Source organism: Sorangium sp. So ce185 (genome assembly GCF_051526825.1).
In the GTDB taxonomy this organism is placed as follows: domain Bacteria; phylum Myxococcota_A; class Polyangia; order Polyangiales; family Polyangiaceae; genus Sorangium; species Sorangium cellulosum_D.
Map to the genome: position 1 here is coordinate 6,784,817 of NZ_CP150316.1, position 18,052 is coordinate 6,802,868.

3 protein-coding genes (1 of these 3 only partly in view) are annotated in these 18,052 nt (G+C 71.2%); all 3 read right to left on the reverse strand.

Annotation, left to right across the window (positions count from 1 at the left end; all coding sequences use genetic code 11):
• Tightly spaced (each overlapping or abutting the next), the 3 genes in view from WMF26_RS24730 to WMF26_RS24740 form a layout consistent with a single transcriptional unit that may run on beyond the window.
• On the reverse strand, positions 1–6,967 hold the 5' portion of the coding sequence (locus WMF26_RS24730) for an amino acid adenylation domain-containing protein (RefSeq protein ID WP_438002309.1). Its footprint begins 6,155 nt before the window's first position; 6,967 of the gene's 13,122 nt are visible here — the first part of the coding sequence; the start codon lies at positions 6,965–6,967; its stop codon lies beyond the left edge, outside the window.
• Complete coding sequence (locus WMF26_RS24735; RefSeq protein ID WP_438002310.1) at positions 6,964–16,632, reverse strand: amino acid adenylation domain-containing protein; 9,669 nt, start codon at positions 16,630–16,632, stop codon at positions 6,964–6,966. Before WMF26_RS24735 ends, WMF26_RS24730 begins: the two co-directional genes overlap by 4 nt.
• Positions 16,616–17,992, reverse strand: coding sequence for an MFS transporter (locus WMF26_RS24740; RefSeq protein ID WP_438002311.1), 1,377 nt, complete (start codon positions 17,990–17,992; stop codon positions 16,616–16,618). The genes WMF26_RS24735 and WMF26_RS24740 overlap by 17 nt, the downstream gene beginning before the upstream one ends.
• Between the last annotated feature and the right edge of the window lie 60 nt (positions 17,993–18,052).

The window sequence follows — 18,052 nt, forward strand, 5'->3', positions numbered from 1 at the left end:
TGTCGTGGCGGTCGACGATGTGCTGGAGCGCCGCCAGGAAGCGTTCGAGCCGGCCCCGCGACCGGAAGGCCAGGGTGTACGACTCCATGTAGGGATCGGTCTCGGACGGCGCATCGAGCCGGTGGTGGAACAGCATTCCCTCCTGCATCGGCGCGAGCGGGTAGATGTCCTGCACGTTGGCCGCGCCGCCGTCGACCGACGCGACGATCGCGTCGATCGCGTCCTGGTCGAGGCTGACGAGCGTGAGCATCTCCGGCGTGATCCGATCGGCTTGCGCCGGAATCAGATTCGGAGGCACAGGCAACTCCGGATCTTCGTCGCGAATCTGCGCCGCGAGCTCCGCCAAGGTCTGCGCCTTGAACACCGCACGCACGTCGCCGTGCAGCCCCTCGCGCCGCATGCGCTCGAGCAAGCTGACCGCCAGCAGCGAGTGACCGCCGAGCGCGAAGAAGTTGTCGTGTCGCCCGACGCGCTCCTGCTTGAGGAGCCTCGCCCACAGCACCGCGAGGCGTTCTTCGATGGGGCCCTGCGGAGGCTCGTAGGAGCGACGCGCGAAAGCCTCGCCCTGAGGCGCCGGCAGCGCCTTGCGGTCGAGCTTGCCGTTGGGGGTGAGCGGCAGCGCTGGGAGCCGCACGTAGGCGGCTGGCAGCATGTATTCGGGTAGGCCCCGTGCGGCGTGCTCACGCAGCGCGCGCGCATCCGGCGCGTGCTCGCCCGTGTAATACGCGACAAGCCGCCGCTCTCCCGGCGCGCTCTCGCCCACCGGCTGCGCGACGACCACCACCTCCGCGACCCCTGGCGCACCCGCCAGCCGCGCCTCGATCTCCCCAAGCTCGATCCGGAAGCCGCGAATCTTCACCTGGAAGTCGTTGCGTCCCAGGTATTCGATGCTCCCGTCGGGCAGCCAGCGACCCAGATCGCCTGTCCGGTACAGGCGCCCCGTTCCCGTGAACGGGTCGTCCACGAACCGCTCCGCCGTGAGCTCCGGCTGCCCGAGGTAGCCGCGCGCCACGCCCGCGCCCCCGACGTACAGCTCGCCCGTCACCCCCACCGCCACCGGCTGCCTCTGCTCGTCCAGCACGTACAGCCGCAGGTCGGGCAGCTTCACCCCGATCGGGCTCGGCCCAAGCCGTTCCGCGTCACGAGCCGCGAGCGCACGGTAGGTCACGTGCACCGTCGTCTCGGTGATGCCGTACATGTTCACAAGCCTCGTCGCTTGCTCGTCGTTGCGCTCGTACCACGGCTTGAGCGTCCGCAGCTCCAGCGCCTCTCCACCGAAGATCACCCAGCGCAGCTGGTGCCCACTCGTCGTCTGCGCCTGCGCCGCCATCAGCTGCTGGAACGCGCTCGGCGTCTGGTTCAGGACCGTCACCCCTTCGGCGCACAGCAATTCATAAAACTCGACCGGCGAGCGCGCGGTCGTCAGCGGCACGATCACCAGCCGCCCGCCGTACGACAGCGCGCCCCACAGCTCCCACACCGAAAAGTCGAACCCGATCGAGTGGAACAGGCTCCACACGTCTCGCTCGTCGAACCCGAACCACGCCTCGGTGCATGCGAACAACCGCGACACCTGCGCGTGCTCGACCATCACGCCCTTGGGCCGCCCCGTCGAACCCGACGTGTAGATCACGTATGCGAGGTGGCTCGGCAAGACTTCCACCCCAGGATCGTGCTCGGCCGCCTCCGCCCACTGCGCCGCGTCTTGCTCGACATCGACCCACCGCGCCGACCGCGACGCTGGCTCCCCCAGCGCCCCGCGCCCCGTCGCGTCCACGAGCACCACCGAAGGGTCGCTGTCGGCCAGCGTCGCCGCCAGCCGCTCCGACGCGTAGGCCGGATCGAGCGGCACGTACGCACCGCCCGCCTTGAGGACCGCAAGGATCGCGGTCACCAGCGCCACACCGCGCTCCAGGCAGATCGCCACACGCTGCTCCGGCCCCACCCCCAACCCGCGCAGGTGGTGCGCCAGGCGGTTCGCCGCCGCGTTCAGCGCGCCGTAGCTCACGCGCTCCGCTCCGTGCACCAACGCGATCGCATCCGGGTTTCGCCGCGCATGCGCCTCGAACTGCTCGTGCACGCACCCTCGGCTCGCCGACGCTCGCGTCTGGTTCCACCTCTCCACAACGTCCAGGCGCTCGGCCTCCGGCAAGATCGGCAGTCGGGCGACCACCGCCTCGCCGCCGTCGGCGACGAACGCCTCGAGCAGCGTCTCCCAGTACGCGACGAGGCGCTGCGCGGTCACGCGGTCGAACAGCGCGGTGGCGTAGTTGAGCGTTCCGGTGATCCCGTGCGCTCCGTCCTCGAGCGAGAGCGTCAGGTCGAACTGGGCTGTCGCCTGTCCGATCCGCAGCGGCGTCACCGTGACGCCGGGCAGGCAAAGCTCGCGCTCTGACCCGCTCTGCCAGGCGAGCATCACCTGAAATAGCGGCGTGTGGGCCAGGCTGCGCGGCGGCGCGACCGCTTCGACGATCTGATCGAACGGCAGATCCTGGTGCTCGTGCGCCGAGAGCACCTGCGCGCGGGTGCGCGCGAGGAGCTCCGCCACCGTGGGCGCTCCCTGCAGGTCGATGCGGATCGGCAGCGTGTTGACGAAGAAACCGACGAGCGGCTCGATCTCGGCGCGGTCGCGCCCTGCCACCGGGGTTCCGATCACCACTTCGTGCTGCGCAGCGAGGCGCCCGAGCGTCGCCGCCCAGCTCGCCAGCACCGCCATGTACGGCGTCACGCCGTGCCGCCGGCACAGCGTCCGCAGCCGCTGCACGAGCGCGGCGTCGAGGCTCACGCCGACCTCGTCCCCGGCGTGAGCCTGTTCCGAGGGCCGCGGCCAGGTGGTGGGCAGCTCGAGCGAGATCGGCGCACCGCCGAGGGTGCGGCGCCAGTACGCACGCTGGCGCTCGAGCTCGCCCTCGACGAACCAGGCGCGCTGCCAGGCGGCGTAGTCGGCATACTGGACGGCGAGCGGCGGCAGCGGGTCGGATTCGCCCGCGAGGTAGCGGGGGTACAGCCGACCGAGCTCGTCGAGCAGCACACCCACCGACCAGCCGTCGGAAGCGATGTGGTGCATGACGACCTGCAGCAGGTGCTCGTCCTCGGACACGCGCACGACCAGCGCGCGCACCGGAATCTCGCGCGCGAGGTCGAACGGCGCGCAGGCGTGGGCTCTCGCGAGCTCGAGGGCCCGGGCCGCGGCCCCCGACGCGCCGCGCAGATCGTCCTCGGCGACCGGTAGCTCGGCGCCGGGCTCGACGATCTGCACCGGCTGGTCGTCGACGAGCTGGAAGCGGGTGCGCAGCGCCTCGTGTCGCTCCACGACGCGACGCAACGCGCGGATCAGGACCGGGCGATCGAGCGGGCCGGTCAACCGCCCCAGCGCGGTGAGGTGGTACGCCGCGCTCGCGCCTTCCACCCGAGTGAGGAACCACAGGCGCTGCTGCGCGAGCGACAGCGGCAACGGCCCCGTGCGCTCTGCCGGCCGGATCGGCGGCAGCGACGAGGCACGCGCGCCTGCCAGGTGCTCAGCCAGCCGCCACAGCTCTGTTTGCGCGAACAGCTCGGCGAGCGAGATCTCGACGTCGAGCGTCCGGCGTAGCCGCGCGAGCAGCCGCACCGCCAGGAGCGAATGCCCGCCGAGCGCGAAGAAGTCGTCGTGGCGTCCGACCTGCTCGATCTGCAGCAGGTCCTCCCAGATCGTGGCGATCAGCTGCTCGGTCCCGCTGCGAGGAGCGTCGTACGACCGCCGGACGTGCGCGTCGGCATCCGGCGCGGGCAGCGCTCGGCGATCGAGCTTGCCTGTCGGAGACAGCGGCAGCGCGGCGAGGCGAACGTACGCGGAGGGGACCATGTAAGCGGGCAGGTGTTGCGCCACGTGCTGCCTCAGCGTCTCGGCGTCCGGGGCCGCGTCGCCGACGAAGTACGCCACCAGCTTCTGGTCGCCGTGCCCGTCGAGCTCGGTTGCGCGGGCCACCACCACGACGTCCGTGACGCCCGCGACCTTCGCGAGCGCTGCCTCGATCTCGCCGAGCTCGATGCGGAAGCCGCGGATCTTCACCTGGTGGTCGTCGCGCCCGAGGTACTCGATGGTGCCGTCCGGTCGCCAGCAACCGACGTCGCCGGTGCGGTACAGCCGCGCGCCCGACGCGCCCAGCGCGCTGGGCGTGTCGCAGAACCGCTCTGCCGTCAGCGCGGGCTGGTTCAGGTAGCCGCGTCCGACCTGCACGCCCCCGATCACGATCTCGCCCGCCACGCCAGCGGGCACCGGCCGCAACTCGCGATCCACGAGGTAGACCCGGACGCCGGCGCTCGGGCGACCGATGCTCCGCCACTGGCCTGCGCCGCCCTCGACTTCGTGCATCGTCGCGCTGATCGTCGTCTCGGTCGGCCCGTAGGTGTTGAGCAGCCGCGGCCGGTGCCCGTCGCGCGCAAACCACGCCGCGAGCGCGCGTTCGGTCACGGCTTCGCCGCCGATGATGACCTGCCGCACCGAGACCGGGATCGACGCTCGCTCGGGATCGAGCGCGAGCTGCGCCCAGAACTGGGTCGGCAGATCCACGACCGTCACGCCGTGCGCCTCGCACAGCGCCCAGAAGGCACGCGGACCGGCCAGCCACTCGTCGGTGCGCATGACGAGCGTGGCGCCGCGCATCCAGGTCGCGAACAGCTCCTCGACGGACGTGTCGAACGACAGCGAGGCGAACTGCAGCATGCGATCGCCCGGACCGAGGCCGATCCGCTCGGCCAGCGCGGCGTTCTGGTTCACCACACCGCGGTGCTCGATCATCACGCCCTTGGGGCGCCCGGTGGAGCCCGAGGTGTAGAGCACATACGCGAGGTGCTGCGCACCCAGACCGATGGTCTGGCGATCGGGATTGCGCTCGCTCTCGTGCTGCCATGCGGCGTCGGCCTGCAGGTCGACACGAGGCAGGTGGCGCGCGACCGCGTCCGGGCAAGGCCCGACGTGGAGCACGACCCGCGGGTCGCAGTCCTCGACCATCTGGCCCAGGCGCTCCAGCGGATAGCTCGGATCCAGCGGGACGTAGGCGCCGCCCGCCTTGAGCACGGCCAGCACGGCCACGACGATCTCGGCGCTGCGCGGACCGTACACGGCGACGCGGTCATCGGGTCTCACGCCCATGGCGCGGAGGCGATGCGCGAGCCGGTTGGCCTGCGCGTTGAGCTCGCCATAGCGGAGCCGGCGATCGCCCCACGCGAGCGCGATCGCGTCGGGGCGCACGGCCGCCTGCTGCTCGAAGCGCTCGTGGACGCACGCATCCACGTCGGCCGCGGCCTCGCCCCCCGCGCTCCAGGTCTCGATGAGCCGCGCACGTTCGGGTTCGGGCAGGACCTCGAGCTCGCGGACCGGCCGGTCCGGATTGCGCTCGAGCGCCTGGATCAGGCCGGTCAGCGCGCAGACCATGTAGTCGCACAGCCGCGCTGCGCCGATCGAGGCATCGGCCTGCGCGGTCAGGTGGAAACCGTCGCCCAGGTCGTCGACATCGAGGCTCAGGGGGTAATTGGTGCGCTCGCGGGCGCGGAGCAGCGCGATGCCATCGCCGAGGTATCGCGCCTGACCGCTGCGATCCACCGCGGCCCGATCGCTGTGGCGATAGTTCAACAGCGAGGTGAACAGAGGGGTCTTCGCGGGGACGCCGCTCGCGCGCTGGGCGAGCGCCAGCGATGCGTGCTCGTGGCGGAGCAGCTGGACGAGCGTCGCGTGCGTGCGCTCGAGCGCGCGCCGGACGCCGTCATCGCCGACGTCGATGCGTATCGGCAGTGTGTTGAGGAACATCCCCAGCGCGCGATCGGCGTCCGCGCCGCTCTGCATCCGACCGAACAACAGCGTGCCGAACACGACATTGCGCCGCCCGGTCGTCCGGGCCAGGACCAGGGCCCACGCCAGGTGGACGAGGCTCGCCGCGCTGACCCGCATGGCACGCGCGACGCGGCGGAGCGCGGTCGACAGCGCGGGGTCGAGCATCTGTCGGACCTCGTCGTGGCCGCGGCCATCGCCCTGGACCTCGACGACACCGAACGGCGCGGTCGGCTCCTCGATGTCGCCCAGCAGGCTGCGGAAAAACGCGTCGTGGTCGTCCTGGCCCACGCTCGTGCAGGCCTGGGCCACGAAGTTGCGAAACGGCACCGTCTGCGGCAAGCGGTCTCGCTCGCCGCGGACGATCATGCGCGCCTCCTCGACGAGCAGGTCCAGCGTCGTGTGATCGCTGATCAGGTGGTGGGCGAGCAGGTGCAGCAGCCAGGGCCCGCCCGCGGAGTCACGCGGCGTGCCCGCCGCCTCGTCGGCGAGCTCGGCCGGCGTGTCGTCGGGGGTCACGTAGCAGGTGAGGAGCGGCGCGCGGCCCACGTCCAGGCGATAGCGAGATGGGTGGTGCAGCGCTTCGAGGCGTTCGGCCGCGTCGTCACCCTGCGCATCCAGCTCAACCTCTTGGACCGAGAGCGTCGCCCGCCGCCACACGACTTGGACCGGCTGGTCGAGCCCTTCCCAGACAAAGCCGGTGCGCAAGATGTCGTGACGATCGATCACCTCCTGCAGCGCGGCGACGAAGCCGTCGAGCCGCCCTCGGGTGTCGAAGCGGAGCACGGTGGACAACAGGTACGGGTCGCCACCGTCCTGGAGCAGGTAGTGGAAGAACAGCCCCTCCTGCAGCGGACCCAAGGGATAGATGTCCTGAACGTTGGCCGCTCCGCCCTCGACCTTCGCGACGATCGCGTCGATCGCGTCCTGGGGCAGCTTGACGAGAGGGAGCATGTCCGGCGTGATCCGGGCGACGGGCGCGGTCCGGTCGTTCCGCTGCGTGAGCTCGGCGAGCAGGGCGGCCTTCCCGCTCCGCAGCGACTGGACCAGCGCCGGGTCGAGCGCGCCGCGCGGTGCGCGAATGACCAGCTCACCGCCATCGGCGTGGATCTGGATCTGCTTCTCTTCCAGGAGCTGCAGCAGGGCGCGTGTGTTCACAGTCGGATCTCCTCGACGTCGAGCCCGAAAGCCGCGTCCGGCTCGCGGACGCCGCCCGGGTGGCGCGCAATCAGGCGCGGGGGATCGTTCGGTTCGTCAGCGCTGGCGCGCACCTGCGCCGCCAGCTCGCTCAGCGAGGCCGTCAGAAAGATCGCGGTGACGTCGGCGTGCATGCGCGCGCGGCGCATGCGCTCGATCAGCCGGATGGCGATCAGCGAGTGGCCGCCCAGCGCGAAGAAGTTGTCGTGGCGTCCGACTTGCTCGACGCCGAGCAGCTCGGCCCAGATCTCGGCGAGCGTCTGCTCGATCGCGCCCTGGGGAGCCTCGTACGCCTGATGCCCGAATGCTTCAGCCTCCGGCGCGGGTAACGCCTTGCGATCGAGCTTGCCGTTGGGCGTGAGGGGCAGCGCAGCGAGCCGCACGTACGCCGCCGGCAGCATGTACGCCGGCAGCTTCTCGGCGGCGTGACGTCGCAGCGCATCGTCGTCGAGCGCGGCCGCGCCGGTGTAGTACGCCACCAGGCGCTTGTCGCCGGAATCGTCCTCGCGCACGAGCACCGCCACCTCGTCGAGCCCAGGCAGCTGCGCGAGCGCGCTCTCGACCTCGCCGAGCTCCACGCGGAAGCCGCGCACCTTCACCTGCCCGTCGTCGCGCCCGATGAACTCGAGCTCCCCGTCGGGCCGCCAGCGCGCCAGGTCGCCGCTGCGGTACATGCGCTGGCCGGGGTGGAAGCGGTCCTCCACGAACCGCTCGGCGCTGCGTTGCGGCTGGTGCAGATAGCCGCGCCCCACCTGCGCGCCCGCGATGAACAGCTCCCCCACCACGCCCACCGGCACCGGCTCGCCGCGGCGGTCCAGGACGTACATCCGCGTATTCGCGAACGGCTTGCCGATGCTCACGCGCGCCGCGCCTGGCTCGTGGCGAACGTAGGCCGCGCTGCACGACACCGTCACCTCCGTCGGCCCGTACGTGTTGATCAGCCGCGTCTCCGCGCCCAGCGCCTCCCACCGCGCCAGCGCGTGCGGCGACAGCGCATCTCCCGTCACGTTCATCATGCGCACTCCGTCCAGCGGCGGCGCGCCCGCCTCCGGACGGCTCCACTCGCCCACAAGGCTGTGCCAGTGCGCCGCCGTCAGGTGCACCACGCTCGCGCGCTCGCCTTCGTCCCCGGCCCCGAACGGCCGCGACCTCGGCAACAGCCGCGCTCCCGCCAGCAGCGCTGGCATGATCTCCTCCAGCGAAAGGTCGAAGTTCAGCGAGTTTTGCTGCAGCACCGTGTCCGCAGGTCCCAGCCCGAACCACTCGATCGCCGCAAGCGTGTAATTCACGAGGTTGCGGTGCTCGATCATCACGCCCTTCGGCTGACCGCTCGAGCCCGACGTGTAGATCACGTACGCCAGGTGCTCCGCGCCAACACCGACCGCCCGCGCGTCGAGGTCGTCATCGCGGCGCGAGGCCCACTGGCCCGCATCCATCTCGACATCGAACATCGGGACCGTCCCGGCCACGTGACGGCACGCCACGTCGCGCCCTGCGCCCCCCGCCGTCAGCACCGCGACCGGCGCGCTGTCCTCGATGATGTGGGCCAACCTCTCGCCTGGATAGGCAGGATCGAGCGGCACGTACGCTCCGCCCGCCTTCAGCGTGGCCAGCAGCGCGACAAGCATCGGCGCGCCCCGCTCGGCGCACACCCCCACCCGCGCGTCCGCCGCGACGCCCACCTCGCGCAGGTGGCGCGCCAGCCGGTTGGCTCGCCGGTTCAGCTCACCGTAGCTCAGGCGCTCCGTCCCATCGTCGACCGCGACCGCCTCAGGGGCTCGCGCCACCTGCGCCTCGAACAGCTCGTGCACGCACCGCTCGAGCGGCAGCGCTCGCCCCGTGTCGTTCCACTCGACCACCACGCGCTGCCACTCCGCCGGCGACAGCACGGGGATCGCGCCGATCGGCTGCCGATCGTCGGCCACCATGCCCTCCAGCACACGCAGCCAGTAGCCACGGTAGCGCTCCACCGTCTCGCGCTCGAACAGCGCCGTGGCGTAGTTCAGGCTCCCCACGAGCCCCTCCTCACCCTCCTGCAGCGCCAGCGTCAGGTCGCATTGCGCCGTGTCCAGCTCCGTCGGGAGCGTCGTCACGTCCAAGCCTGGCAGCGTCACCGGCGTATCCCGCGTGCCGTGCCAGTCGAGCATCACCTGGTACAGCGGCGTGTGCGACAGGCTCCGCGGCGGCGCCACCACCTCCACCACCTGATCGAACGGCAGGTCCTGGTGCTCCTGCGCCGCAAGCACCTGCGCACGCGTACGCGCCAGCACCTCGCTTACCGTCGGCTCTCCCTGCAGGTCGATGCGCAGCGCCAGCGTGTTCACGAAGAACCCGATCAACGACTCGATCTCCGCCCGCCCACGACCAGCCACGGGACTCCCGATCACCACCTCTTCTTGCCCGCTCAGCCGAGAGAGCACCGCACCCCAGCTCGCAAGCAGCGTCATGTACATCGTCACCCCGTGACGACGGCTCAGCGCACGCAGCCCGCGCGTCAGCTCCGCGCCCACCTCGACATCGATGCTCGCGCCTGCAGGGTCCTGCTGCGCAGGGCGCGGTCGGTCCCACGGCAAGCTCAACAGGCTCGGCGCACCGCGAAGGTTGCTCCGCCAGAACTCGCTCTGCCGCGCAAGCTGCCCGCTCGCAAGCGCGCTCCTCTGCCACGCTGCCCAGTCCGCGTACTGCACCGTCGGTGCCGGCAGCGGATCCGCTCGACCCGACGCATACGCCGCGTACAGCGCGCTCAGCTCGCGCAAAAACACGCCCACAGACCAGCCGTCCGACGCGATGTGGTGCATCACCACCTCGAGCACGTGCTCGTCTTCGCCCGTGCGCACGACCAGCACGCGCAGCGGCAGGTCCTCGCTCAGCTCGAACGCCGTCGCCGCATGCGCATCGCCCAGCGCGCGCGCCGCAGCCCCCGCATCGGCCGAGCCCCGCACATCCTCCTCGCGCAGCTGAAGCGCGGCCGTCGCCTGCACCTCCTGCACCGGCACGCCGTCCTGCACCCCGAAGCGCGTGCGCAGCGACTCGTGACGCTCCACGATTCGCCTCAGCGCGCCCACCAGCGCGCCCCGGTCCAGCGCGCCGCGCAGCTGAAACGCACCCCGGATGTGATACGCCGCGCTCGCGCCCTCCAGCCGCGTCAAAAACCATAGCCGCTGCTGCGTCAGCGACACAGGCTCCGGTCCGCGCCGCTCGCGCACCGCTATCTCCGGCAGCTCCGTGCGCTCTGCCACCCTCACACGCGCCGCCAGCCGGTGCAGCTCGGGGTGCGCGAACAGCTCGGACAACGCAAGCTCGACGCCCAGCAACCGGCGCACCCGCGACACAAGCTGCATCGCCAGCAACGAGTGCCCACCGAGCTCGAAGAAGTGGTCGTTCCGGCTCACCCGCTCGCGCCCCAAAAGCTCGCTCCACAGCCCGGCAAGGAGCTCTTCAATCTGATTCCGCGGCGCTTCGCCTGGTTTCGCCTCCGACGCCTCGGGCGCAGGCAGCGCACCCCGGTCGAGCTTGCCGTGCGCCGTCAGCGGCAGCACCTCGAGCGCCACGTACGCCGTCGGCACCATGTACGACGGAAGCGTCCGCGACGCGTGGGCGCGCAGCGCGTCCCCTAGATTCCCCTCGCCCGTGTAGTACGCCACAAGCCGCGCGTCGCCCGCGTCACCGCCCTCGCGACGCGCCACCACCACCACCTCTTCGACTCCCCTCACCTCACCGAGCCGCGCCTCGATCTCCCCAAGCTCGATGCGGTAGCCTCGAAGCTTCACCTGAAAGTCGTTGCGACCCACGTACTCGATCATCCCGTCCGCACGCCAGCGACCGAGATCCCCTGTCCGGTACACTCGTCCTCCGGACACGAACGGATCGTCCACGAACCGCTCCGCCGTCAGACCTGGCTCCCCCAGATACCCCCGCGCCACCCCCGCACCGCCAATCACGATCTCACCGATCACACCAACCGGCGATGGCCGAAACGACGCGTCCACCACGTACACCCGCACATTCGCGATCGGTCGGCCGATGTGCGGCGCACCGCCCGAGATGCGAGCCACCGTGGCGTCGACGGTGCACTCGGTCGGGCCGTAGACGTTGTAGAAGGTCGTCGGGCGTTGCTCGACCAGCGCATGCCACTGCGCCGGGCCGATCGCCTCGCCGCCGACCAGCGTGACGGCGCAGCGAGGCGCCCCGTGCTCGTCCAGCGTCAGCGCCAGCTGAGACGGCGTGCAGTCCAGGACGTCTATCTCGTGCGCGGCGACGAAGTCGCGCAACGCCGCGCCGTCGGTCCGCACGTCGGCCGGCACGACGACGAGCGTGCGTCCAGACAGCAGCTGGACCCACTGCTTGACGGACGAGTCGAAGGCGAGCGGCGCGTTGAGGCTGACCCGCCGGCAGCGCGGGTGATGCGCGTGGATGGCGCGCTCCAGCGCCGCCCAGAGGTTGATCACACTGCCGTGCTCGATCATGACCCCCTTGGGTCGCCCGCTCGATCCCGACGTGTAGATGACATAGGCCAGCTGGCGAGCCGGATCGCTCGACGCGCCGGGCGCATCGCTTGCCGTCTCCTCGAGCCGCGCGTCGGCCATCCCCCGGGCAGGCGCGATGTCCGCTCCGCCCGCGGCCAGCAGGATCACCGGCGGTGCGGAAGGTAAGCTCGCGCGGAGCGCCGCCTGCGAGATCACGCAGACCGGTCCGGCGTCGACCAGCACCTGCGCGAGGCGCTCCGCCGGCCACGACGGGTCGAGCGGCACGTAGGCGCCTCCGGCCTTGAGGATGCCGAGCACGGCGACGATCATGTCAATCCCGCGCTCGAGCACGATCGCAACCCGGCGATCTGGCCCGACGCCGTGGGCGCGCAGGGCCTGCGCCAAGCCGTTCGCCCGCGCATCGAGCTCGGCGAACGTCACCTCGACGTCCCCGTGCACGACGGCGATCGCCCGTGGCGTCCGCGCGACCTGCGCCTCGAACAGGCCATGGACGGACGCGCCCGGTGGGACCTCGATCGCGGTGTCGTTCCAGGACGCGAGCACGCGCTCGCGCTCGGACGCCGGCAGCACATCGAGCTCGCACACGGGCCGCGCGGGCTCCGTTGCGAGCGCGTCGACCAGCACGTGCAGCGCGGTCTGTACGAAGTCGCAGATCCGCTCTGGCCCCACCTCCCGCGGCGCCTTGGCCGTCAGGACGAGCGCCTGCCCGAGATCGTCGATGGTGAGACCGAGCGGGTAGTTCGTGCGCTCGCGGCTGGCGAGGAGCTCGATCTCCGATCCCAGCACGTGCGCCAGCGAAGGCGCATCGCTCTCGTCCGCGCTGAACCGGTAGTTGAGGAGCGAAGTGAACAGCGGCGCCTGGCTCGGGATCGCGCTGGCCCGCTGCGCCAGCGCGAGAGGCGCGTGCTCGTGGCGAAGCAGCTCGACGATGCGCGCGTGCGTGCCTCGCGCCGTGTCCGCGACACCGCGCGCGTCCACGTCGACGCGGATCGGCAGCGTATTGATGAACACGCCGAGCGCCCGGTCCGCTCGCGCGCCGCCCTGCGCGCGACCGACGAGCACGGTGCCGAACACGACGTCGCGCCGGTCCGTCGTCCGCGCCAGCACGAGCGCCCACGCCAGGTGAAAGAGGCTCGCCGCGCTCACGCCCAGCGCCCGCGCGCGGTCGCGGACCGCGCGCGCGAGCTCGGCCGACAAGGTCCGGCTCGCCTCGGCGATGCCGCTGCCGTCGCCGTGCACGTCGAGCAGCCCGAACGGCGCGGTCGGCGCATCGACGTCGCCGAGCATCTCGCGGAAGAACGCCTCGTGCTCGCTGGCAGAGACCCGCGACCTCGCCTGCGCCACGAAGTCGCGGAACGGCGCCGGCGCCGGCAGATCGCGCTGGCCGTCCTCGATCGCGCGCGCCTCGGCGAGCACGGTCTCCAGCGTCGTGTGGTCCAGCACCAGGTGATGAAACAGGAGGTGCAGAATCCAGCGCCCGCGCGTCGGGTCGGCAGCGACGCGACCGCGAAACAGCGGCGGCCGGGTCACGTCGATCCGCGCGTCGTGACCTGCCTCGAGCTGCGCGACGAGTTCGCCGGCGTCCGGATCGAGCGCGACGACCTCGACCTCGAGCGTCGCACGCCGGTGTACCACCTGGACCGGCTGCTCCACCACGCCCTGCCAGGCAATGGCGGTGCGCAGGATGTCGTGGCGGTCGATCACCTGCTGCAGCGCCTGGAGGAAGCGGTCGAGCCGCGCGCGGCTGGCGAAGCCGAACAGGCCGGACATGACGTACGGATCCGCGTCGTCGGGGCTCCGCACCAGATGATGGAAGAGGATCCCCTCCTGGAGCGGCGCCAGCGCATAGATGTCCTGCACACCGGCCGCGCCGCCATCGACCGCCGCGACGATCGCGTCGATCGATGCCTGGCTGAGGCTCACCAGCGGCAACATCTCGGGCGTGATGCGGTCGGCGTCCGGCGGGATGAGGTTCGGCGGCACCGCCACCTCGTCGCTCTCCGCGCCGACCTGGCTCGCGAGCGCCGCCAGGGTCGGAGCGCTGAACACGACCCGCACGTCGGCGTGCATGTGCGCGCTACGCATGCGCTCGATCAGCCGGATAGCGATCAGCGAGTGGCCGCCCAGCGCGAAGAAGTTGTCGTGGCGGCCGACCCGCTCGATCCCGAGCAGCTCGGCCCAGATCTCGGCGAGCGTCTGCTCGGTCGCGCCCTGGGGAGGCTCGTACACCCGGTGCGCGAACGCCGCAGCATCCGGCGCGGGCAAGGCCTTGCGATCGAGCTTGCCGTTCGCCGTCACCGGCATCGCCGCGAGCCGCACGTACGCCGCCGGTACGGCCGCCGCTGGCAGCCGCTGCGCCGCGTGCGCTCGCAGCGCCCCGGCGTCCGGCGCCTGCTCGCCTTCTGCCGTGTAGTACGCCACCAGCCGAAGGTCGCCCGGCTCGTCCTCGCGCGCCGTCACCGCCACCTCGCGCAGCCCCTTCACCTCGGCGAGCCGCGCCTCGATCTCGCCCAGCTCGATCCGTACGCCGCGGATCTTCACCTGCAGGTCGTTGCGCCCCAGGTACTCGATCGCTCCGTCAGACCGCCAGCACCCCAGATCTCCCGTGCGATACAGCCGACCACCCGCCGTGAAGGGGTCGTCGACGAACCGCGCCGAGGTCAGCGCCGGCTGGTTCAGGTAGCCCCGCGCCACCTGCACGCCGCCGATGTAGATCTCGCCCGCCGCGCCCACCGGCACCGGCTGCCGCCGCTCGTCGAGAATGTAAAGCTGTGTGTTCGCGATCGGCCGGCCGATGGGGATCGCGTCGCTCGTGTCGCCCGGCCTGCACTGCCACGCGGTGACATCCACCGCCGCCTCGGTCGGCCCGTACAGGTTGTGGAGCTCGACCCCGGGCAGCCGGTCGTGGAAGCGCCGCACCAGCGGCGCTGGCAACGCCTCGCCGCTGCAGAACACCCGCACCAGGCTCGCGCACCGCTCCGCCACGTCCTCGGCCAGGAACGCCTGCAGCATCGACGGCACGAAGTGCAGCGTCGTCACCCTCGCGCGCTCGATCAGCGTCGCCAGGTAGTCCGGGTCCTTGTGCCCGTGCGGCCGCGCCATCACCAGCTGCGCCCCCGCCATCAGCGGCCAGAACAGCTCCCACACCGACACGTCGAACCCGAACGGCGTCTTCTGCAGCACCACGTCCCGTTCGCCCAGCCCGTACGCCTGCTGCATCCACAGCAGCCGGTTCACCACGCCGCGGTGCTCGTTCATCACCCCCTTGGGCGTCCCCGTCGAGCCCGACGTGTAGATCACGTACGCCAGGTCGCGCTCGTGTCCCTCCGCCGGCGGCGCGTCGCACGGCTCGTGCGAGAAGCCCCAGGCCTGCATCGAGAGCGCCACGCACCGTGCGCCGATGCCATCGACCTCGGCCAGCGTCCGGTCGCCCACCGCGTCCACCAGCACCACACGCGGCGCGCTGTCCGCGACCATCTCGCGCAGCCGCACCTTCGGCTGGTCTGGATCGAGCGGCACGTAGCAGCCGCCCGCCTTCAGCACCGCCAGGAGCCCGATCACCATCTCCACGCTGCGCTCCAGGCACAGCCCCACCGCCACGTCTGGGCCCACGCCCTGCCGCCGCAGCGCGTGCGCAAGCTGGTTGGCGCGCGCGTTGAGCTCCGCGTAGGACAGCCGCCGCGCTCCGTCGTCGACCGCCACCGCGGCCGGGGTCCGCGCCACCTGCGCCTCGAACAGCTCGTGCACGCGCAGCCCCGTCGGGTACGCCGTGCCGGTGTCGTTCCAGCCCACCACCACCTGGCGCCGCTCGTCCTCGTCGATCAGCGGCAGCGCGCCGATCGGCTGGCCAGCGCCGCCTTCGAGCACAGCGTTCATCACGCACGAAAGGCGGCGCTGAATGCGCTCGATCTCGCCGCGCTCGAAGGCCGCGCGGCTGTAGTCGAGCTCGATGATCGCGCGGTCGGTCCCCGGATACTCGTTGATGCACACGGCCAGGGGGACCTGAGCGAAGCCGCTGTACATCTTGTCGACCACCGCCCAGCGCGCCGCGCCGATCGGCGCTGCTTCCGGATAGATGTCCAGGCTCAGCGTCACATCGAAGAGCTGCCGCCGGCCGAGCTGGTCGAGGCGCAGCGACCTGTTGAGATCCTGGATCGGGAATCGCTGATGGCGATAGCAACGCCGCAGCTCGGCGGCGATGTCCTGCATCAGCTCGGCGATGCTTTTGTCGCGATGGACCTGGATCCCGAGCGGGATCATCGAGGAAAACATGCCCGCCGTGCACCGATCGCGCGCCGTGCCGCGGTTGTGCACCGACACCCCGATCACCACCTCCTCTACGCCGTGCGCGCGCGCGAAGTAGGCGGCCAAGACGGCGAGCAGGAAGTGCTGCAACGTGCTCCCGGACGCCGCGAGATACGCGCGCAGGCGGGCGAGCTCGTCGCCCTCGATCCGCCGCATGACACGGTCGCTGACCCAGGCGTCGCGACCGCTGGCCATGGCCTCGATCGCGCGCGGCGCGAGGAGCGGCGGTGGCAAGGTGGCGAATCGCTCTGTCCAGAACTGTCGATCGGCCTCGTACCGGGGCGACGCCAGATACAGCCGGTCTCTCTCGGCAAACTCGAGGTAGGACGGCGCCGGCGCGCCCGCCGGTGCGCCGCGCGAGCACCGCTCGTAAGCCTCCGCGATGGCGCGCACCACGATGGCGAAGTGGGTGCCGTCGGACACGAGGTGGTGGAAGTGGAGCCGAAAGTACCGGCAGTCCGGCGTGATCCGCACGAGCTGCGCCTCCCACAGCGGGCGGCCGTAAAGCTCGAACGGCGTGCTTGCCGCCCGATGGATGTGGGCCCAGGCGCGCGCCTCGGCGTCGTCGTAGCCGGTCAGGTCGAGCACCGGCGCGATGCCACCGACATGCGGCAGGACGCGCTGGAAAGGGACACTGGCCTCCTCCCCGATCACCAGCCGAAGCGCGTCGTGGCCTTGGACGACGTGACCGAACGCCTCCTCGAACAGCGCCTCGTCGAGGTCGCCATCGATCCGAAAGACCATCCCGATGTTGTAGGACGGCACCCCTGGCGCCAGCATCTGATCCAGCCAGATCGCCTGCTGGACGGACGTGAGGTCATGTCGAGTGGTCAACGGCGACTCCTGGGCGCTCGGGTGACGTCGGTTCGCAAGCGAGAAGCTCATCCACACCTGGCGCGTGGCCTCGGGCCCGCGGCTCGGGGTGCGCCGCGGCCGGCGACGTGGCTGTCGTCGGCTCATCCGCTGGATCGGGCGTCCCCTCGTCGAAGTCCCGGAATCGCGGCGAGAGCAGCGCGAAGAGCGACAGGAGACCGCCAGCGGCGCCGCACACGATGAAGACGAAGGCCAGACCGCGGCCCTTGCCTGTGCCGACCCAGGCGCCCACCGTGCTCGCCCAGGCGCCTCCGTCCAGGAGCGCCGGCTCGAAGACATGGTGAGCGAAATAGCCACCCACCAGCATCGCCACGCACACCATGATCCCGTTGAGCGCGGCATTCAGCGCGAACAGACTTCCTCGGCTCTCGACCCGCGTCTTGCGCAGGAGCAGCGCGAGGGCGCACGCGGTCGACATCGCACCGCCGAAGTACGCGCCGAACGCGCACACGGCCCACAGGACCGTCGAGCTCGCGAGCCCGACCAGCACCAGCATCAGCGATACCGCCAGCTGAGCCACGAGCATCCAGCGCATCTGGCGACGGCGCACCGGCGCGACCACCAGCAGTCCCGACCCCGCCACCGCGCCCAGCGCACCGCTGCTCAGGATCAAGCCGACCGCTTCGCTGGCATGCGTCGACAGGACGAGCGGGATCATCATGCTCGCGGCGAGCACGACGAGGGCCTCCTGGATCGCGCCATAGATCGAGAGCCCGGCCATCGTCGGCACCTCGCGGAGATAGGCCAACGCGGAGCGCACGCTGAGAGCGGTCTCGCGGAAGAGCGACGACCGCACCGCGCGCTCGACCCCGCGGACGGCCTGCCGGCTCCGCGAGAGCCCGCCGAACGCGGCGATCGCTCCAGCAGCCACGAGGAGGATGTTCACGGTGACGATGCCGGTCAGCCCGAGCGCGGCCATGAGGTAACCCGCGACCAGGGGCACCGCGACCTGGAACACGCTCTGCGTGAGCCCGATCAGCGCACCAGCCTGGGTGAGCCGCTCCCGCGGCACGATCGATCCCATCGCCGCCCGGTACGCCGGGATGCGGATCGATCCAACGACCGCGCTGGCGACGTTGAACGCATACAGGTAGCCCGGCTGCATCCGATCCTGAAACACCAGGACGGCGAGCACGGCGATCAACACCGCCGAGCAGACGTCGCACCCCACGATGACCCAGCGCCGGTCGAACCGATCGGCCAGCGCGCCCGCCACCGGGGTCATGAGCAGGCTTGGAAACGCGGTCGCCACGATCGCCAACGAGAACTGCTGCGCAGATTCCGTCCGCTGGAACAACCAGACTCCGAGCGCGAACGTCATCAGCGCGGAGCCGAGGTCGAAGGCGGTCTCGCTCGCCCACAACAAGGCGAACGTCTGCCG

Excerpts from the sequence above, each read along its gene's own strand:
- WMF26_RS24740 (WP_438002311.1), bottom strand. The coding sequence starts at position 17,992 with ATGACGTTCGCGCTCGGAGTCTGGTTGTTCCAGCGGACGGAATCTGCG.